At 42.7% G+C, this 18,639-nt stretch carries 23 protein-coding genes and 1 riboswitch; of the genes, 10 read left to right on the forward strand and 13 right to left on the reverse strand.

Translation table 11 applies throughout. The annotated features are described in order from the left end of the window. Positions 1-115: 115 nt before the first annotated feature. The 5 genes from QT711_RS17090 to QT711_RS17110 are packed head-to-tail and all read right to left on the reverse strand — an operon-like array spanning position 116 to position 3,160. Positions 116-1,378: an ABC transporter permease gene (locus QT711_RS17090; RefSeq protein ID WP_317946286.1), complete on the reverse strand. Its 1,263-nt coding sequence runs from the start codon at positions 1,376-1,378 to the stop codon at positions 116-118. Further along, positions 1,371-2,270: an ABC transporter ATP-binding protein gene (locus QT711_RS17095; protein ID WP_317946345.1), complete on the reverse strand. Its 900-nt coding sequence runs from the start codon at positions 2,268-2,270 to the stop codon at positions 1,371-1,373. Before QT711_RS17095 ends, QT711_RS17090 begins: the two co-directional genes overlap by 8 nt. A 58-nt stretch (positions 2,271-2,328) precedes the next feature. Continuing rightward, the gene (locus tag QT711_RS17100; protein WP_317946288.1) at positions 2,329-2,631 is read right to left on the reverse strand and encodes a DUF3796 domain-containing protein; all 303 of its coding nucleotides are present in this window, start codon (positions 2,629-2,631) and stop codon (positions 2,329-2,331) included. A gap of 17 nt (positions 2,632-2,648) precedes the next feature. Then, positions 2,649-2,960, reverse strand: coding sequence for a hypothetical protein (locus QT711_RS17105; protein ID WP_317946290.1), 312 nt, complete (start codon positions 2,958-2,960; stop codon positions 2,649-2,651). A 2-nt stretch (positions 2,961-2,962) separates the two neighbouring features. Next, positions 2,963-3,160: a helix-turn-helix transcriptional regulator gene (locus QT711_RS17110; protein WP_317946346.1), complete on the reverse strand. Its 198-nt coding sequence runs from the start codon at positions 3,158-3,160 to the stop codon at positions 2,963-2,965. 172 nt (positions 3,161-3,332) lie between these two features. On the opposite strand from QT711_RS17110, the gene QT711_RS17115 reads away from it, so the two are divergent. Together QT711_RS17115 and mgsA are read left to right on the forward strand one after the other, a co-directional pair. After that, positions 3,333-3,518 carry a YhzD family protein gene (locus QT711_RS17115; protein ID WP_317946292.1) on the forward strand — a complete coding sequence of 62 codons (186 nt, stop codon included), beginning with the start codon at positions 3,333-3,335 and terminating at the stop codon, positions 3,516-3,518. Between the two features lie 90 nt (positions 3,519-3,608). Next, positions 3,609-4,031, forward strand: coding sequence for a methylglyoxal synthase (mgsA, locus tag QT711_RS17120; protein WP_317946294.1), 423 nt, complete (start codon positions 3,609-3,611; stop codon positions 4,029-4,031). A 20-nt stretch (positions 4,032-4,051) separates the two neighbouring features. On the opposite strand, the gene QT711_RS17125 is transcribed toward mgsA, so the two are convergent. The 3 genes from QT711_RS17125 to QT711_RS17135 form a co-directional block, all read right to left on the reverse strand. Further along, entirely contained in the window at positions 4,052-4,864 is an 813-nt protein-coding gene (locus QT711_RS17125) for an STAS domain-containing protein (protein ID WP_317946296.1), read from the reverse strand. Between the two features lie 128 nt (positions 4,865-4,992). Continuing rightward, positions 4,993-5,772: an enoyl-CoA hydratase gene (locus QT711_RS17130; RefSeq protein ID WP_317946297.1), complete on the reverse strand. Its 780-nt coding sequence runs from the start codon at positions 5,770-5,772 to the stop codon at positions 4,993-4,995. A 136-nt stretch (positions 5,773-5,908) separates the two neighbouring features. Further along, positions 5,909-7,432: a coproporphyrinogen III oxidase gene (locus QT711_RS17135; RefSeq protein WP_317946347.1), complete on the reverse strand. Its 1,524-nt coding sequence runs from the start codon at positions 7,430-7,432 to the stop codon at positions 5,909-5,911. Between the two features lie 60 nt (positions 7,433-7,492). On the opposite strand from QT711_RS17135, the gene QT711_RS17140 reads away from it, so the two are divergent. Further along, complete coding sequence (locus QT711_RS17140; RefSeq protein ID WP_317946298.1) at positions 7,493-8,788, forward strand: globin-coupled sensor protein; 1,296 nt, start codon at positions 7,493-7,495, stop codon at positions 8,786-8,788. Positions 8,789-8,886: 98 nt separating this feature from the next. Here QT711_RS17140 and QT711_RS17145 read toward each other — a convergent pair whose 3' ends face one another. Continuing rightward, a complete protein-coding gene (locus QT711_RS17145) occupies positions 8,887-9,234 on the reverse strand; it encodes a YlbF family regulator (protein WP_317946300.1) in 348 nt (115 codons plus the stop codon). Positions 9,235-9,251: 17 nt separating this feature from the next. Further along, positions 9,252-10,403, reverse strand: a complete 1,152-nt coding sequence (locus QT711_RS17150) for a DUF445 domain-containing protein (RefSeq protein WP_317946302.1) — start codon at positions 10,401-10,403, stop codon at positions 9,252-9,254. A gap of 139 nt (positions 10,404-10,542) precedes the next feature. Then, positions 10,543-10,643, forward strand: a riboswitch (purine riboswitch). Positions 10,644-10,744: 101 nt separating this feature from the next. Between QT711_RS17150 and QT711_RS17155 the strand changes: the two genes are divergently transcribed. Together QT711_RS17155 and QT711_RS17160 are read left to right on the forward strand one after the other, a co-directional pair. Beyond that, entirely contained in the window at positions 10,745-11,818 is a 1,074-nt protein-coding gene (locus QT711_RS17155) for an NCS2 family permease (protein WP_317946304.1), read from the forward strand. 15 nt (positions 11,819-11,833) lie between these two features. Then, complete coding sequence (locus QT711_RS17160; protein WP_317946306.1) at positions 11,834-12,376, forward strand: phosphoribosyltransferase family protein; 543 nt, start codon at positions 11,834-11,836, stop codon at positions 12,374-12,376. Positions 12,377-13,496: 1,120 nt separating this feature from the next. Here the strand turns inward: QT711_RS17160 and QT711_RS17165 are convergent. Together QT711_RS17165 and QT711_RS17170 are read right to left on the reverse strand one after the other, a co-directional pair. Beyond that, positions 13,497-14,156 (reverse strand): glyoxalase, encoded by a 660-nt coding sequence (locus QT711_RS17165; protein ID WP_317946308.1) that lies wholly within the window; start codon positions 14,154-14,156, stop codon positions 13,497-13,499. 116 nt (positions 14,157-14,272) lie between these two features. Continuing rightward, a complete protein-coding gene (locus QT711_RS17170; RefSeq protein ID WP_317946309.1) occupies positions 14,273-14,764 on the reverse strand; it encodes a DUF6843 domain-containing protein in 492 nt (163 codons plus the stop codon). Between the two features lie 94 nt (positions 14,765-14,858). Between QT711_RS17170 and QT711_RS17175 the strand changes: the two genes are divergently transcribed. The 3 genes from QT711_RS17175 to QT711_RS17185 are packed head-to-tail and all read left to right on the forward strand — an operon-like array spanning position 14,859 to position 17,751. Continuing rightward, positions 14,859-15,887, forward strand: a complete 1,029-nt coding sequence (locus QT711_RS17175) for a S66 family peptidase (protein ID WP_317946311.1) — start codon at positions 14,859-14,861, stop codon at positions 15,885-15,887. Between the two features lie 24 nt (positions 15,888-15,911). Next, entirely contained in the window at positions 15,912-16,943 is a 1,032-nt protein-coding gene (locus QT711_RS17180) for a hypothetical protein (RefSeq protein WP_317946313.1), read from the forward strand. Positions 16,944-16,950: 7 nt separating this feature from the next. Beyond that, positions 16,951-17,751 carry an ABC transporter substrate-binding protein gene (locus QT711_RS17185; protein WP_317946315.1) on the forward strand — a complete coding sequence of 267 codons (801 nt, stop codon included), beginning with the start codon at positions 16,951-16,953 and terminating at the stop codon, positions 17,749-17,751. Positions 17,752-17,769: 18 nt separating this feature from the next. Here QT711_RS17185 and QT711_RS17190 read toward each other — a convergent pair whose 3' ends face one another. Further along, complete coding sequence (locus QT711_RS17190) at positions 17,770-18,180, reverse strand: ferritin-like domain-containing protein (RefSeq protein ID WP_317946316.1); 411 nt, start codon at positions 18,178-18,180, stop codon at positions 17,770-17,772. A gap of 51 nt (positions 18,181-18,231) precedes the next feature. Here QT711_RS17190 and QT711_RS17195 point away from each other — a divergent pair, with 51 nt between their 5' ends. Both QT711_RS17195 and QT711_RS17200 read left to right on the forward strand, forming a co-directional pair. Further along, positions 18,232-18,435: a YheE family protein gene (locus QT711_RS17195; protein ID WP_317946318.1), complete on the forward strand. Its 204-nt coding sequence runs from the start codon at positions 18,232-18,234 to the stop codon at positions 18,433-18,435. A gap of 50 nt (positions 18,436-18,485) precedes the next feature. After that, positions 18,486-18,638: a hypothetical protein gene (locus QT711_RS17200; RefSeq protein ID WP_317946320.1), complete on the forward strand. Its 153-nt coding sequence runs from the start codon at positions 18,486-18,488 to the stop codon at positions 18,636-18,638. The last annotated feature ends 1 nt before the right edge of the window (position 18,639 follow it).

Here is an 18,639-nt window from a genome sequence, read left to right on the forward strand (position 1 = left end):
CCCTTCCTAAAATCGAATATTTGTTCTAATTTTACCACATTCTCTCTTAAAATGGTAAGGAAATAGAAGAAAACCACTTCATCATTAATGAAACCAATGATGAAGTGGTCGTCTTTTATTCTTTCCCTAATTGAATTGCTTTTTTTAGATCTTTTAAGGAACGGGATGGGCCATACATTAACACACCACCGCGGTACACGCGCGCACCGAACCATCCTAATAAGAAAATTGTCGCTACCATAATCGCAATGGAAAGCAACGGTTCCCACATTGGCAAATCGAGCATACCAACGCGCAGAAACATAACGAGTGGAGCGAAAAACGGGAAGTAAGAAGCATATTTCAAATAACCTATTTCCGGATTACCTAGCCCTGTTGCAGCAATTAAAAATGCAGCGACAATGAGTAACGTCATCGGCATAATCATCTGTTGCACATCTTCCGTACGGCTTACTAATGAACCGAGTAATGCAGCAAGTGTTGCGTACAAGAAATAGCCTAATAGAAAGAATATCGCCGCATACGCTAACGTCATTCCATTTATGTCTGACAAACTGAAGAAATCAGATACACCACCCGGCACTTCGGTTGCAGACGTCCGTAGCGCGATGAAACCAGCGATCCCATAAATGACAATCTGCACGATGCCGAGTGAACCGATGCCCAGCACCTTCGCAAACATATGCTTCACAGGTGACACACTTGAAATGAGAATTTCCATCACCCTTGACGATTTTTCCGTCGCGACATCCATCGCTATCATACTTGAATACATAATGACAGAGAAGTAAATCACAAACATGAGCACATATACGAGCACTCTCGCCTGATTTAACTCTTCTTCAGACTTAGCCGAAGGAGACACATTTTTCTGTTCAAACTGGATAGGCGTAAAGAGTGTTTGAACTTGTTCGCCCGTCAATGACAATTGTTCAGCCTTCATTTCAGTCTGAATCGATTGTAGCGCTTCCTGAATGCGTTGCGGCATTGAGAAATCTAGTAAACCCATCGTTGTATAGGTCGCTTGAATCGTGTTCTGCTCATCCACAGACACAGTCAGAAAAGCGTCAATTTCTTCTGAGGTCACTTTCTCCATCAGTACTTGCTCTGCGTCTTCAGCTTGTTCAACTTTCAGGTCACTGCCGACAACTTCCAATTGCGCTTGCAACTTTCCGACAAGCTCCCCGCTTTCGTCGACTACATAGAGACGATTTTCGGTTTCGTCCCCACCTGTTATCGTTTGCACCGTATCAATGATTTTCGAGAAGTTTGCAAATAAAAAGATTGCCGCCACCATGATTGCCGTTGTAATGTAAAACGATTTCGCCTTCGCTTTTGATAAAAAGGCGTGCTTGAAAACAATCCAAAACTCACGCATGCTCTTTCCCCACCTTTGCAATGAAGATGTCTTGTAAAGAAGGCTCTTCGATTTCAAAATGACGAATCGGCCCCGCTTGTAACGCTGCTGTTAACAGTTCCGCAGCGACGGCTTCATCTTCAATTTGAAATACTGCCCCTTCAATCGAATGATTCACGTTCAGTACGCCTTGTACTTGATCGAGCGCCGTCAAATCATAATCCGACCGAATCCGCACATTTTGTCGACCGAAAGATCGCTTCACATCCCGTAATGAACCACTGACAATTTGTTTTCCTCGATGAATAATACTCAGTTGTTCACACAGTTCTTCCACGTGATCCATCCGATGGCTAGAAAATAATATCGTCGCTCCATTGTTTCTCGAGTCGATAATTGCACGTTTTAACATTTCCACGTTGACCGGATCGAGTCCTGAAAATGGTTCGTCGAGGATGATGAGCTTCGGATCATGCATCAACGCAGCAATCACTTGGATTTTTTGCTGATTCCCTTTAGACAGCTCCTCCACTTTTTTATTCACATAGTGGGGCACTTCAAAGCGGTCAAGCCAATACTGAATGGCCTTTTTGGCATCCGCTTTACGCATCCCACGTAGCTCACCAAGGAACAGCAGCTGTTCATCCACTTTCATTTTCGGATACAAACCCCGTTCTTCCGGCAAGTAGCCGATTTCAGGACTCGTTGCATAAGAAATCGACTTGCCATTCCACGAAATCCGACCTTCATTTGCATTCAATAACCCTAAGATCATTCTAAAAGTTGTCGTTTTGCCAGCTCCATTCGCTCCAAGGAACCCATACATCGTTCCTTGTTCAACTGAGAGCGATAGCTGATCAACAGCTGTAAAATCCCCAAATCTTTTCGTTACTTGTTCAATTTGTAGCACAATATTTCCCCTTTCCTGTTTCCATTTTGTACAGTACGAACAACTATGTGAATGGTTTCAGTTACATTCTTTTACTGAATACAAGGACACTAACCCCATACGAAATTAGCATGACAGCATATGCAAATACCGCTAGGAAAAATGCAAGCTTAGGTCCTTCTATTAGCAATGCCCCCAACCACATACATACAAGAACAATGAGCGTGATCGACCACGATATCGTTCTAGCTTTTGTATGAATCTCCTTGTATCTTTCATCGAAACGACGGTGTTTATTGCCATTTTTAAAATAAATAAATGCGATTAAAGAAACAACACCAAATCCTGTAATAAATCCTGCAATACTTTCCATTGTGGGAATCATAAACTTCCCCCTTTCCCTTAATGTTCCCTATTCGCAATCACCGCGCCCACTAGCCACGACATCATATGAATGACCCATAACGCAGTCATGATGAAGAACGCTAATTTTGCACCCTCTACAACCATGACAATAATCCAAGCAATTAAGATTGCACCCGTCATGACCATCCATGAAAAAGCCCTCGCTTGTCGATGAATGTTTTTATACCGTTCATCAAACAAGCGCTCCTTCTTCCCTTTTTTCCTGACAAAATAATAGACGACACCCCAAATGGCCAATCCAAGTGGCAATCCGGCCATAAATGTCCAGAAATCAAACCCTTCGTACATCTTCACTCCTCCTCCGGATTAAAAATCTCTTCGATTTGGCAATTAAACAACTTTGCAATTTTAAACGCTAACAGTAAAGACGGATTGTATCGGCCTTTTTCCAACGAGATGATCGTCTGCCTTGAAACTTCCAACTTCTCTGCTAAATCATCTTGGGTCAGCCCCATCGCCGTCCGCTTTTCCCGTATTAAATTGTCCAGTGACATGCTCCCCCTTTCTTTTGTAAAGGTCGCTTTACGTAAAGGTTACTTTACTATATGCATATTGTCAAGGAAACTTTACATACGAAAGTCATATTTCATTTAAATGAATTACTATTCATTCTATGAACATTCGTAGTATACTAATAAAAAGGATGGGAGGATGAACAACATGAGAACGTACAAGTTAACCGCATATGAAAAAACGGGGAAATTACTAACGGAAGAGACATTCACCGCTGAAACGGATGATGCAGCAAAAGAAAAGGGCAGGACGTTGTTAGAAGAACAAAATCTACTCGACCAAACACATCGTTTAGCCTCACCAGCAGGAAAACTCCTTTTGTTCCATGTCTAATTTGATAGATTCCTGAATAATCTTTCTGTTTGGCTGTTCGTCTCGTGCAATGGTACACTAAAGCTGAAAGCTACAGTTGGAGGTGCTCCTTTGAATATTGCACTAATTGCACATGATCAGAAGAAAGAGGAAATGGTGAACTTCGCCATTGCGTATAAACATATCTTTGCAAATTACAACCTTTTTGCGACAGGAACGACCGGCAAACTTATCATGAATGAAACTGGGCTAACCGTACACCGGATGATGTCTGGTCCACTCGGCGGTGACCAACAGATCGGTTCGATGATCGCGACAGGTGAATTGGATTTAATTTTATTTTTCCGCGATCCATTGACTGCACAACCGCATGAACCGGATGTCAGTGCATTGCTTCGTCTATGTGACGTATACGGCATTCCACTTGCAACTAATATCGCAACGGCTGAATTACTGATTCTCGCTGTTGAAAAAGGGTACTTCTCTTGGCGTGATACAGCTGATAAATACAAAACAAAAGGACTCAATTCCTAAGCGGATTGAGTCCTTTTCTTTTACTTCAAATACAGCTTCAATGCTTGTTGCAAGGAGCCTACGGTTTTCGTATTTGTATCAAAACGAACGCCTAGTTTGATGACACTGCGGACGACATCTGGTCGTAAACCAGTTATGACCGTATTACAGCCCATCATCGCAGCCCCGTCAATTATTTTCATGAGTTGGTCGACAACTTCCTCTTCCATTTCAGCAATACCAGATAAGTCAATGAGCAACGTTTGAATATGTAGCCTACTCACTTCCATCAGAACCTTTTCTTCCATCACTTTCGCCCTGAAATAATCCACTTCACCAATAATCGGCAAAATGCAGACAGTCGGTGTAATCGGAATGATTGGTACAGACAAATCTTCAACCAACTCTCTCTGTGCTTTTAGCAATGCATCTTTATAGGTAGAGTAGTTGATGAAGAACGCATTGAGGAATTGGTCGATATGATTATTAATGTGTTTTTCAAGTGTAAAAAAATTGATGTCCAATTGTTTTTCATGTAAATAGCGTTCAATAAAAATCCAAAGTGTCCGCCTAATTGCTTGCACCCATTCCAACTTAAACGACAGCGTCAATGCATGCGTCGCCCATAAAATCCCTTCCTGCTTTGCGAAATCTTGCAACTCTTCGCCTTTCCCTTCAAGCACACAATTGACCAATTTGTGAGCGTTATTGATCAAATCAATATTACCCACTTCTAAAATCTCGGTTATTTTGTCTTTTACCGTGACAGCTTGCGATAACAATTCGGCTTCAAAGCATTGTTTATTTCCTTGAAAATAGTCGTTAATTTCTTTGTTAGCAATTACAAAGTCCATCTAAGTCCCCCCCTAGGTTCTAATCCCGTATCTTTACATAACCGTTATGTATAGACGTTAAACCTCAATGTATTCAAAATTACTATATACGAAAAGCTGCCGATTTGACGAGTCGGCAGCTTCTGGGTTTATTTCCCTTTAAATTGTGGTTTGCGTTTTTGTATGAACGCTTGAATGCCTTCCAAATGATCTTCCGTTTGACGCATACGTACTTGTTGCTCACTTTCCATTGCTACTACTTTCTCTAATTCATCCATCTTTTGTGCGTGTAATATGTTTTTCGACGCTAGCATGGCTGCGATTGGCGCGTTGAGAAACTTTTGCGCAAGTGCAGTCGATGCACCCGAAGCTTGTCCGTCCGGAACGATTTCATCAACCAACGCAAGCGCTTTCGCTTTTTCAGCCGCCATCACTTCACCGGACCAAATGAGCTGTTTTGCCGTATTGATGCCGACGCGTTCTTTTAAGAAGAAGTGTCCTGCCCCGTCAGGCACTAACCCGATGCCAATGAAATTCATTGCCAATTTGCTCGATTCTTCCGCAACAATGACATCACAGCCAAGTGCAACACTGCAACCTAATCCTGCCGCAGCCCCATGAATCGATGCAATCGTAATTTGCGGTAACGAATAGAGCGCTTTCGCCAAACGTGATACATCGACCATTACACTCGCGATGTCCATCGGCGAATCCGGGTCTACCATCTTTTTAATATCTCCGCCTGCTGAGAAAGCCCTTCCTGCCCCTTCAATAATGAGCACCTGGACTTCCTCATCATTGTGCAAAGCTTCAAAAGCATCCGCTAACTCCTTCATCATCCGATCGTCCATCGCATTCATCGCTTCAGGTCGATTAAGTACTAAACGCGCTAAACGCCCCTCTTTTGTTAGTTCAATTGTCGTAAACATGCTCCATCCCTCCAATAATGAATAACCATTCATTAGTACATATTCGAGGTATGTTGTGGAACTCCTTCTTTCCGTCAAAAAGAAAATCGTAACCGGTTAAGCGGCGAACTGCTTGTCGGTTACGATTTCGTGCCCATCAGCGATCCAGCTCAACTGTGACCTTCTCAGGGAAAATGCGTTCAAGGTGTTCAATTTTCTTGTCAATATAATCTTCAAACGTCAAAATGTACGCTGCAGGATCTTTTGGATTTTGGAATTGAGTGATTTTCTCTGTCACTGGGTCCATGAACTTACTCGAAGCACCACACCCAATACCAATGATCGTTTGGACTTCCTCCATAATGATAATATTATAAAGGCTCTCTTCGCCTGGTTTTGCATACCCAACATTTTCCAAGTTACCGAGAATGTTCTTCTGGCGATACAAATAGTATGGAACATAGCCATTTTCCTTCGTCCATTGTTCCCCCAATTGCATCATCCGTTCCACTGTTTCCCGGTCCGCCACTTTATACTTCTCTTTGTTCCTCGTCATTTCGGACGCACGTTTAAAGGATAATGTATGCACAGTCAAAGATTCCGGTTGCATTTTCTCAGTTTCTGTCAATGAATGTTGGAACTCTTCTACGCCTTCATTCGGTAAGCCAATAATCAGGTCCATATTAATGTTGTTCATGCCCATATTGCGCGACAACCAGAACTTGTCGATCGTCTCTTGCACAGAATGGTGCCGACCGATCGCTTTCAACGTTTCATCCGTATAGGATTGTGGATTGACACTGATCCGATCAATGCCCCACTTTTTTAATACGTCAATTTTCGCAGGTGTAATCGTATCCGGACGTCCTGCTTCAACCGTTATTTCACGCACTTCGTCCATATATGGAAATGAGTTATACATCGTTTGATAAAGAGCGTCCATTTCATCCGCTTCAATAGAAGTCGGCGTCCCACCCCCAAAATAGATCGTCGTAATCTTTTTATCCCTTTGCGTCAACCATTTGCCAATTTCACGGATTTCTTCATGAAGGCCATCCAAAAACGACTCGACACGACCGTTTTTCCGATGAATGGCATACGCAGGAAACGTACAATACGCACACTTCGTTGGACAGAAAGGAATACCAATGTAAATACTCACTTCATCTTTAATAGCGTGTAAATCAGGGATGGCCTGTATCTGTACTTTCTCAATCTGTTCTAAAAGTGTACATTTTTCCTCAGCAATCCGATGGTTTTCCATTAAAATCTTTTTAACCTCTTCACAATTATGTCCAAGTTGACGATACTTATGGTAGAGCTTCATCGGACGTATTCCTGTCAGTATTCCCCAAGACTGCGTTGTGCCCGTAAGTTGTTCCAGTACATCTAAAAATACGTGGGAATACACCCGCTTCAACTGACGAGCTCTTTCTTTTTCAGTGACGTTCATTTCGACTTGCTCTTCAAACGATGCCCAATACGCTTTGTCGTTCTGTCTAAGCTGGGCACTTCCTGAAAATCGGTTGTTCGAATCTTGCTCTACATGTACATCAACATAGATGCCATCCTCTTCCGCATCGAAACTGATCTTTGTCTCTTCAAAGAAAAGGTTGGCAAGATGTGTGAACATTCGAATCCAGTCTTGTTCAAATGGTTTTGATAGGATAATCTTTTGCATGTACGCTCCAACTTTCATTTATCATTGTTTTCATTTTACAACTTTCTAGGGGGAACTTCATTGGCTTTATTCACAAAGAAAAAAACAACCGTATCGTCATCACTACTCGAACAGGCACAACATGAATTACAACATGTGCATATTTCCCAAGACTTAGATGCAGATATACAATCTCAACTGTGCATGAGTAATATCCGTGAAATCGACTTAGCTGTTTTACGTATTCTCATTCCGTATGTCAAAGAGAATGCGTCCACTATTGTATCAAAATTTTACGCAAATCTCGAAAACGAAGTAGCGCTCAAAACCATCATTGCAAACAATAGTAGCGTTGAGCGACTGCGCATTACACTTGAAAAGCACATCTCTGAAATGTTTAACGGGAAAATCGACAATGATTATGTACAAACACGTCATAAAATCGCGGTTATCCATGCCAGAATTGGTCTTGAGCCTAAATGGTATTTAGCTGCATTTCAAGACTTACTGAACAGCTTCTTTACCATTATTGAACAATCCGACTTAGCGGGGAATGACAAAGTGACCGCCATCCACTGCATTTCCAAAATCTTAAACTTTGAACAACAACTCGTGTTAGAAGTATATGAGCAAGCGCATGAACAAAAACTTGTGGATGAAAATGAAAAGAAAACGGCCTTAATGGACGAGATCCAACAAAGTTCTTCTGTCCTGTATGAAGTCATCGACAAGACAACGACTGAAGTGCAGCAGATGACAGAAGTGCTTGATAACCTCCATCATTTGGCGGATGAAAATACGGTGTTAGCAGATGAAATCACTACCGCTTCCGAAATGGAACGCACTGCATTGCAAAAGACAGAAGGACAAAGTATTGAAATCCAGTCGAACATGGATTCCATCCGTGTACGCGCTGAAGAACTACGTACATTGACTGTAAAAATCGCATCCATCGCGCAAATTGTTACCGATATTGCAAACCAGACGAACCTGTTGTCATTGAATGCGTCCATTGAAGCGGCGCGTGCGGGTGAACACGGAAAAGGATTTGCCGTCGTAGCTGGAGAGGTAGGAAAACTTGCTGCGAATACGAAAGCTTCTGTTGAGGAAATCGGGATGATTTTAGAAGAAACGGATTCCAAAACGACAACGATTGTAAAAGAAGTCGGTGCGTTACAGACGTTAATTGATGAAGAACATAAGCAAATTGTACTTTCCAGTAATTCGTTTGCTTCAATCGTCGACTCGATGTCGAAGTTGCAAACGCGCAACGCTCAACTACATAAGGACGTTGAGAAGATTTTCACGTCCATCAAGTCTTTCCAAGAAAGCTCTGAGGAAATCAGTGCATCTGCACATGCGTTATCACAAATGTAATAGAAGAACTTTGAAATAATAAGAAACATCGTACAAACAGAAAAATGCATGACGGCGAATTTGCCATCATGCATTTTTTCTGTTTTTCTTTTTATTCATTACATCGTTTCATACAAATCTTGGACAGGTTTCATGAGAACGCGGTTTACTTCTTCTAGCAAGCCACTTAGTTTCATTTCCGCTTGAAGCATTTCCATAATTTTTTCGTTTTGTTGCGCTAATTGAGCCGTTTTCTGAGCATACTCCAATTCTTCCGGTGCAATTTCTTCGCCACGCATTTGTTTTTCTTGCAACGTCATTTGGATTTGACGGAAGCTCTTGAACAATTCCAACGCTTGCTCATCAGCTTTAACAGCTTCAATCGCTGTTGTCACTTCTGCAAATTCGTTCGTTTTACGGAACGTCGCTTCCAATCTGTTCAAGTCATCATAAATGTTTACGGTCATTATTAATTCCCCCTATATTATAGTGTAAAAAAGACGATCAATCCTTGGACAATCCCGATGACTCCACCTAATAGTGCGCCAAGTACGGTGATCATTTTAAATTCACGTCTTGAAATACCTAATACTAAGTCTTCCAGTACAGCGACTGGAAATGAATCGACTTGTTCTTTAACGATTTCATCGAGCTTCAATTTCTGCAGTGACAAATCCAATTGTTTCTCCGCTTGCATGAATCCAAATTCAACGAGCTTTGGTGTCACATTTTCAGCCGTCCACATCGAACCATCCGGCCAGTAATCGTGCAGCGTCTTATTCAATCGTACGTCAACCGCCAATTCCTTTTTAACATATGCTCGAATCGACGTAAACAATCCATCCCAATTGAAATCCGCTAACAATTCTTCCATCGGTCGTTGCTGCAGTTTGAGAAATTCCTTTTCGAGCAACGTTGTGAGCATGTTCGCGGTGCCAGGTGCTTGAATGAATTTCAATACTTCCTTTTGCACTTTTTCAACGAGTGAATTGGAATCTCCGAAAAACATATTGAGCATGCCACCAAATGTTCCTTTTGACTCCAAAAAGTCGTTGATCAACTTTTGAAACATCACTTTACCTTCATACGAATCGACATAGGATGCCGATTGTTCGAGTAAATAGGATGTGACGGTAGGAATTTTGTTTTTCAACTGTTCTTGCCATGCCACTGGAACGACTTCTTCAATCGTACCTGTCGTCAGTTTGTGCTTCACTTTGAACAGCTGCGCATCTACGGTGTCAATGATTTTTTCTTCTGTTTTTGCAGCAAACGTTGTCGCACCAGCTGTTTGCAACCAATCATTCAATGTTTTGTCAGAATGCAAAATATGCTCTTCAAGCTTCCGTTGAAGGAATTGCTCCGCCTTCTTTTCCATTTCTGGCGTCAGCAACTTTTTTCTGAACATATCAGGCGTCACTAAATAATTCGTGACCGTCTTCCCGAGTTGTACAGCCAATTCATCCCGACGTTTTGGAATTAACCCCGGCGTGAACGGAAGCCGCCACTTCCCAATATACTTCGCTTCATGCGGTCGAAAAAGCATCTTAATGGCAAGGTGATTTGTAAAACCACCAATTAATGCACCAATCATTGCCATGAATAACAATGTCCATATGAAATTCAATCGCTTCACCTTTTTCTAGTTCGTTCCGTTTCATTATAACAGAACGATGTTCAATGGAAAAAGCATTCGCTAGCGCAAACGAAAATGACACCCTTTTTACAAATAATGTGCTATTGTGCAATAGTTTGATTTGTGTTATTTTTGAACAGCCAAAGACATTAGACACACCCATATAATCCCGATAATTTGGTTCGGGAGTCTCTACGGGGCAACCTTAATTGCCCTACTATGGATGGTCGTTCGGACAGATTTCTAAAGTGCTTTTGTAGAACAAAAGTGTTTTTTCATTTATCCGTGCAAACGAACCAGTTGTTTTCCGTAGAGAGATGGCGTGATGGAAGGAGAACAACATGGACATTTGGAAAGATATTTTGGCTGCTTTAAGTGGGGTATTAAACGCCCTTCCCCAAGGTTTGCTCGCGATGACGTTTGGGTTCGCATCCGTTCCAACAGCATTGGCCTTCGTTGTCGGTGCGGTCGGGAGTGCTGCAACAAGTAATGTGGCAGTCATTTCCTATCAAGCGGAGACAATTACGTTAGCGGGAACAATGGGGAAAAATATGCGCGAACGACTCTCGATGATTTTCTTCGGAGCGGCGATTTTATTAGTGATTGGCCTTTTCGGTTTTTTAGAATCCCTTATTGATTGGATTGGTCCAATTATTACAACCGGGATGATGGCCGGTGTCGGTATCATGCTGACAAAAGTGGCTTGGGATATGGCCAAGAATGATCGAATCATCGGTATTACATCGATGGTGAGCGCACTCGTAACCTATTTCGCAACAAAAGATTTAGTTTATACAATTACTGCTTCTGTACTTCTTTCAAGTATCGTTTACACCTTCATAAAGAAAAAAGATGTGACAAATCCCGCTAACCATCTTATGAAAGAGGGCATGTTTAGACAAAAACTTGTCGTAAACCCTTCTGTCATTAGAGGTGCGCTAGCGATGGTTTGTTTAAATATCGGAGCAAATATTGCCTTCGGTAAAATAAATGGGGAAATCGCAAACACTGATGTAAACGTTGATACGTTAACGGTTATTAGTAGTTTGGCAGATATGGCTTCTTCCTTTTTTGGTGGAGCACCCGTTGAAATCGTCATTTCTGCAACAGCAAGTGCACCACACGCCGTTTGGTCTGGTGTATTAATGATGGTCTTGATGGCAATCATTTTATTTGCAAAACTTCTTCCTAAGATTGGAAAGTTTGTGCCAAGTGCTTCAATCGCTGGATTCCTTTTCGTTTTAGGCGCGATTGTCACATTGCCTGGCAACGCAATTTCTGCGTTAACTGGTGAAGGAGCTGGCAACGGAATAGTTGGTGGCGTGACAATGATCGTCACGGCGATTACAGATCCATTCTTAGGCATGTTAGCGGGAATCATCGTTCAATTTCTTATGACCGTATTCGGATTTTAATTGGAGGGGTAACAGTTGAAAACATATACATTACAACTAGCTGGGATTGAAAGGGAGTTACCAATACTCCCAATTTCTGATGCATTGAGCATTGCAAGTTTCGTCATTTTAGGCGATACAGAAGTGGTGCGTAAAGCTGCACCGTTGTTAGCAGCGAAACTACCTGAAGTGGATGTACTTGTAACTGCAGAAGCGAAAGGAATTCCACTCATATATGATCTCTCAAAGCAGCTCGACATGCCACGCTACGTCGTCGCCCGTAAAACGGTCAAACCTTACATGGAAGATCCTCTTGTGAATGAAGTCGTATCCATTACGACACAAAAAGAACAAGTCCTATGCCTCGACCGCAAAGACGCTGATTTCATGAAAGGCAAACGGGTTGCATTAGTCGATGACGTTATCAGTACAGGCGAATCGCTCCGTGCATTAGGCGAATTGGTTGAAGCAGCTGGTGCTCACGTCATAGCAAAAGCGGCTATATTAGCCGAAGGCGATGCAGCAGAACGTGACGACATACTCTTCTTGGAGAAATTACCTTTGTTTCCTCATGAATAAAGGTTAAAGATAGATTTCATCTATCAAAAAGTAGCCGGCTATTACGATATAGCCGGTTTTTTGTTTGAAAGGTTATGTGCATGAGTTAAATGGAGAGTTTTGTGAAGCGAGCGTTGTGATACGAACGGGTTATGTTGTGTTCCGACGCGAGCATTGTGATGCGACCCCGATACGTTGCGATGCGAAGCCTTTACGTTGTGATACGAACGGGTTACGTTGTGATGCGACGCGAGCATTGTGATGCGACCCCGATACGTTGCGATGCGCAGCCTTTACGTTGTGATACGAACGGGATATGTTGTGATGCGACGCGAACGTTGTGATACGAACCCGATACGTTGTGATGCGAAGCCTTTACGTTGTGATACGAACGGGTTATGTTGTGATGCGACGCGAACGTTGTGATACGAACCCGATACGTTGCGATGCGCAGCCGTTACGTTGTGATGCGAACGGGTTATGTTGTGATGCGACGCGAGCATTGTGATGCGACCCCGATACGTTGCGATGCGCAGCCTTTACGTTGTGATACGAACGGGTTATGTTGTGATGCGACGCGAGCATTGTGATACGAACCCGATACGTTGCGATGCGCAGCCTTTACGTTGTGATACGAACGGGTTATGTTTTGATGCGACGCGAACGTTGTGATACGAACCCGATACGTTGCGATGCGCAGCCTTTACGTTGTGATACGAACGGGTTATGTTGTAATGCGACGCGAACGTTGTGATACGAACCCGATACGTTGCGATGCGCAGCCTTTACATTGTGATACGAACGGGTTACGTTGTGATACGAACCCGATACGTTGCGATGCGCAGCCTTTACGTTGTGATACGAACGGGTTATGTTGTGATGCGACGCGAGCGTTGTGATTCGACCTCGGTACGTTGTGATGCGCAGCCTTTACGTTGTGATACGAACGGGATACGTTGTGATGCGAACCCTCTATGTCGCGTTAAGCAGGCAACTTTTTAATGCAATGCACAACCGTTAGAAAACCGCCCCACTTTTCCTAGTCATGCGGGCACGCTCCAAATACTTCGTCTACTGATCATCGCGATTCAAACGAATCCAAAAGAAAAAGTGACGTGTGCACCACGTCACCTTCAACAATTCATCCTTCTTCACCACATGTACACTTTCCGTCTTCACCGATTTGTATGTGTGTATCATTCCATGTGAACGCCAATGGGAACGTCTCAGAAGTCTTTTTGGAAAAATACCACCGACGCCCTGGTGGAACGAGGACGATAAATGTGTCGTTACGCCCTAGAAAGTTCAACTCATCTGGATCTACTTCCGTTCCGCTACGAAGCGGAATCCCAACATCTTGCAACTCGTCTCCTACTTCCGCGACGTACGGTGTCACGACGCCAACTTCACTTAAGCTTAAAAATGATTCCTTCGTTAAATCACCAAATAAATCCCGTTTTCTTCGCCCGATTAATTCTACGATATTGCCCGCTGGGTCTTCAAAATACATCGAGTCCGCATCGAAACTTGGGAAATATACTTCGTCTCTTCCCTCTTCCCGGTTAAATGTCACGCGATCTTGCATCCAATATTTCATCATGGAAAATTGGTTGCCTGGAATGTTAATGGCAAAGTGATAAAATGCAGGTTGCTCTGTTTGTTTGAATGTCAGATATGATGCCCCGACTCTGACTGTGAATTGTTCAGTAGTCGATTCTGTAATATCCAGCTCCAGCAAGTTCCCATAAAAACGCTTGAGTGCTTTCAACTGATTTGTATATAATGTCGCTGATTTAATCATCCCTATTTTCCCCTGTCTCTGTTTTCGTTTTGCTCTTTATCCGAAACGTTAGTCATATGCGTACTCACAACATTGCTCAACCAAAAGATCATTCATTAGTAAATGCGATTTGTACTTTACGGATAAGCTTCAACATCATAATACTGCTTCGTCACTTTATTCATTATCGTCCTTAACTGCGTATCATCAAAGTTCTCACTGCTATGAGCGAATGCCTCCAAGCAGTTATCCGTCACCTCAATGCCTGTATACAAAAGATTTACCTTATCTGATTGTAGGCCGCCTGTTCCAAAGGTATGAATGCACGTTGGATCGATCGGGGTACGGTTTCCTGCTTGATCCACGTAAAAATATTGATCTGTCACAGTCCCGTATTGCATATCTGGTTGTGATGTGGCAAAGTATCCATCCTCATTCATTGTATGTACCGCGAATCCTTTTTCGTATGTGAGGGGCGGCGCATTTTTCACATTGTAAACTGCAATTGCATAGCCTGTGTACGCTTCAGGTATTAAGTAGCTTGCATTTGTTTCGCTATTTGCGCACCCCATCAGAAAGATGGACATGCAGCCTATCCACAGGACAAATCGTTTCACAGCACTCCTCATTTCAATCATCCTTTTCAAATAGTCGTGACAGTTTCAAGAATTATTGGTAAACTACTATACAATTATCTTACCATATTCTACATACGAAAAAGGAGTGTTTGTATTGATTCGCTATCCAAAACCATTGCAAAAAGAAAATACGATTGGTGTAACTGCACCATCTTCTGGCGTAGATGAAGCCCTCCATCAGTTAGTTCATGATGCTAAACAGCAGTTCGAAAATCGTGGATACTCTGTAGAAGTTGGTGATACAGTTTGGACTCAACAGAAAGCAGCTTCAGCTTCTAAAGAGGTGCGTGCGGCCGAACTTATGGCAATGCTTAAAGATCCATCGATTGCAGCAATCATCCCTCCTTGGGGTGGGGAACTGCTGATGGAAATCCTCCCTCTTTTGGATTGGGATGAAGTTGAACCGAAATGGCTCCTAGGTTACTCGGATTCAAGTACTTTGTTATTCGCCCTTACGATTAAAACTGGGATTGCTACTGCACATGGACCCAATTTAGTCGAAATGAGAAGTGACGAATGGGAACCCGTCGCAAGTAAGTTTTTGGACGTACTTCATGCTGCTCCTGGCGCGACTATTTACCAAACGTCCTCTACGAAATACCAATCCCAATGGCAACATGACGCTCCGAACGATCCTTATGTGTACAAACTGAATACCGATACAAAGTGGAAGGTAATTGGTGAGGATACGGTTCACATGAAAGGCCGTTTTTTAGGAGGTTGTATCGATACAATTCGTCACTTAGTAGGCACGCCCTATGGGGACGTCGCTTCATTCCAAAAGAATTATGGGAACGATGAGCCAATTATTTGGTACCTAGAGAATTGTGAACTGAACAGTACTGATTTCCATCGTTCACTTCTTCAATTACACTACGCTGGCTGGTTTGCCAATGCGGCTGGAATCGTATTTGGACGCTCCCCTGCTGGTCAAGAAGTTAAAGGTTTTACTGTTTTTGATTCGATGGAAAGAATTCAAGAGTTGACAGGTTTGCCAATTATTTATGATGCTGATGTAGGACATGTACCGCCGCAAATTACATTTGTAAATGGTGCATTGGGTGTTGTAACTGTTGCGCATGGGAAAGGACAAGTTGAGATCCATTTTAGTTAGACTGTCTAAAGGAGGACTAGGAAATTGACCATTTCATTCCATTCACACGAAGAATTTTTCACCTTTCATGACCCTTTACAAAATGGCGAACTGATTGACCGGAAGACGGAAATCCGGTTTGATCCGTTAACGGGCGAGTCGTCACGCATTATTTATGATATGGGTGCACCCTTTGTACCAAAGGACTATGCAGAGCTCGCAAAATTGACAGAAGGCGAGAAGTGTCCGTTTTGCACGCCAAATGTATTGACCAGCACCCCTCGTTTTCCGGATGAACTCGTTGAAGGCGGGCGTTTCATTCACGATCAAGCGGTCGTTTTCCCGAATTTGTTTCCATATAGCAAACATAATGCTGTTGTCCGGATGACCGATCAGCATTATGTAACGCTTGAACAATTTACAGAAGACTTGATAACCAATGCATGTAAAGCTGCTCATCAATACATTGAAAACATTGTAGAGTTTGATCCGCAAACAAAATATGTGTCCGTCAACTGGAATTATATGCCCCCATCTGGCGGCAGTATCGTTCACCCGCATCTCCATGTCCTTGCTTCCGAACAACCGACGAATTATCAAGCAGTCATTACGGAAAAAAGCAAAGAGTATTATACGAAAAACGGTGAAAACTACTATTTGGCACTTGCGGAAAAAGAACAGTCTCTCGGGGAACGTTGGATAGGAGAAACAGGCACAATTCGTTGGGTTCATGCATATGCACCGAAAAGTCATATGGATTTCATCGGCATGACGAAAGCTGCTTCTCTTCAGCATCTTACGGATGAGGATTATGAAGATTTAGCCGACAGTCTCCTTCGTTTCTTCACGTATTTCACTGCTGTCGGAATCGGAAGTTTTAACCTTGCGCTCTGTATCCCGATTCAAGCGAGCGAAGCTGAAACCGTTCATCTACGCCTGCTCCCTCGCATGACAGTTGGTATGCTTGAATCGAGTGACTGCAATGTGTTTAACTATTTACATGCAGAGCCACTTTCACTAAAAGTCCCTGAACTGGTGACGAAGGAAGTGCAGCGTTTTTTCATAGAAGGGAAGTAAATCTATTTTGAATAAAACAGTAGTCGACCACGTAGGACGAACTGTCACGTATACGTATCCACCTAAACGAATCGTTTCGTTATGCCCCGGCATCACAGATACACTTTTTGCGCTTAACCTTGAACAAGAAATTGTCGGCCGAACGAAGTATTGTATTTATCCGAAAGGGAAAGTTGAAGAAGTCCCTGTTGTCGGCGGAACAAAAAATGTGAAGCTAGCCGCCATTCAAGAAGTTGCACCTGATTTAATTATCGTAGAAAAAGAGGAAAATACGAAAGAAATCGTTGAAGAACTTGAACAATACTTCCCTGTGTATGTCGCAGAAGTGCAAACGATTGAGGAAGCGTATGCGATGATCGAGGAAATGGGTGAATTGACGGACCGAGAAAACGCCGCAACTTCACTTATTCAATCTACACGCAATGCTTTTGAGAAGTTGCCGTTGGGAGCTGGAAAACGGGCAGCGTATGTCATTTGGCGCAAGCCATATATGGTCGTCGGAAAAGATACGTACATTCAATCGTTGCTTGACAGACTCGGGTTCACCAATCCCTTCGTCCAACACGAAGGCAGGTATCCTGCTGTCACAATCGAAGACTTTCAACAAGCGAATCTGGATGTGTTACTGCTCGCTTCGGAACCATTTCCTTACACGGAAAAACATATCCCGGAATTCAACGCTTTTCTTCCAGACGTTCAAATTGAACTCGTCGACGGTGAAATGTTTTGGTATGGCCCGAGAATGCTAGAAGCTGCCCACTATCTTGCTGAAAAAATATCCAAAAAAAACACGGGAGCATCTAAGTAGATGGTCTCGTGTTTAGCTTCATCTTAATGAATTGTAAATCGTCGACATCCGAATTGCATGCTCCATTTCATCATGCATTGCGATGAAGAGCGGATTGTATGCTTGTTGAATCGGAATCGTCAACAACATTTCTTTGTACATTTCTACCGCTTCAAGCTCATCCACTAATGCTTGCTTTACGCATTCTTTGAAATTGTAGCATGGAATCGGCTTCTTCGGGTTTTGAACAAAGGTCCCCGTCAACATATAATAGAGTTGTTGGAACATTTCATAATGGCTCTTTTCATCTTCAATCATATGTTGGATGAAATCACGCCAAAGCGGGTCTTTTGTCTGTTCATACATGGACTTGTAAAAGTGATAGTCTTTGTATTCGTTCTGAATCGCTTGTTTTAATTGATCGACAAACACGTCAGCACCCTTTCGCATGTTTTATTCACCTTATGCGCGCAAGGACTGTCATATGAAAGGAGCAGGTCAATGTTACAGCATTTTCGTTTTACGCCAATGTTTGCAGGGGGCAATTTACCTGGATGGACGTTTTCGTTTTTTTATCAACAAGAACGCTTCACAGGGGAGTATATGCCCGACGGTACGATAAAGTGGACAAGTGATGTGCCTTCTGATGAAGAAAATGTCAAAAAAATGATTCACGAACTCATGACTTTCCACGTATATGAATGAAAGGTGCTTTTACGCATATACTAAGCTCCGATATGAAGGAGGCGATTCGTGTGGATAAAGAAAAAACACCTGAACAATTGAAAAAAGAGAAAGACCAGATGAAGATTGAGAACCAAAAAACCGAGAATGTGTTTGAGGATAAAAGCCGCGTCCCGAACGAGCAGAACGCTTGGAAAGAAACGCAGTATAATAGAGGTCAATGAA

Source organism: Sporosarcina saromensis (assembly GCF_033253735.1).
GTDB classification, from domain to species: Bacteria; Bacillota; Bacilli; order Bacillales_A; family Planococcaceae; genus Sporosarcina; species Sporosarcina saromensis.

Excerpts from the sequence above, each read along its gene's own strand:
- QT711_RS17170 (WP_317946309.1), bottom strand. The coding sequence starts at position 14,764 with ATGAGGAGTGCTGTGAAACGATTTGTCCTGTGGATAGGCTGCATGTCC.
- QT711_RS17165 (WP_317946308.1), bottom strand. The coding sequence starts at position 14,156 with ATGATTAAATCAGCGACATTATATACAAATCAGTTGAAAGCACTCAAG.
- QT711_RS17090 (WP_317946286.1), bottom strand. The coding sequence starts at position 1,378 with ATGCGTGAGTTTTGGATTGTTTTCAAGCACGCCTTTTTATCAAAAGCG.
- QT711_RS17195 (WP_317946318.1), top strand. The coding sequence starts at position 18,232 with ATGTTACAGCATTTTCGTTTTACGCCAATGTTTGCAGGGGGCAATTTA.
- QT711_RS17130 (WP_317946297.1), bottom strand. The coding sequence starts at position 5,772 with ATGTTTACGACAATTGAACTAACAAAAGAGGGGCGTTTAGCGCGTTTA.
- QT711_RS17125 (WP_317946296.1), bottom strand. The coding sequence starts at position 4,864 with ATGGACTTTGTAATTGCTAACAAAGAAATTAACGACTATTTTCAAGGA.
- QT711_RS17105 (WP_317946290.1), bottom strand. The coding sequence starts at position 2,960 with ATGTACGAAGGGTTTGATTTCTGGACATTTATGGCCGGATTGCCACTT.
- QT711_RS17100 (WP_317946288.1), bottom strand. The coding sequence starts at position 2,631 with ATGATTCCCACAATGGAAAGTATTGCAGGATTTATTACAGGATTTGGT.
- QT711_RS17145 (WP_317946300.1), bottom strand. The coding sequence starts at position 9,234 with ATGACCGTAAACATTTATGATGACTTGAACAGATTGGAAGCGACGTTC.
- QT711_RS17155 (WP_317946304.1), top strand. The coding sequence starts at position 10,745 with ATGGACATTTGGAAAGATATTTTGGCTGCTTTAAGTGGGGTATTAAAC.
- QT711_RS17190 (WP_317946316.1), bottom strand. The coding sequence starts at position 18,180 with ATGCGAAAGGGTGCTGACGTGTTTGTCGATCAATTAAAACAAGCGATT.
- QT711_RS17115 (WP_317946292.1), top strand. The coding sequence starts at position 3,333 with ATGAGAACGTACAAGTTAACCGCATATGAAAAAACGGGGAAATTACTA.
- QT711_RS17135 (WP_317946347.1), bottom strand. The coding sequence starts at position 7,432 with ATGCAAAAGATTATCCTATCAAAACCATTTGAACAAGACTGGATTCGA.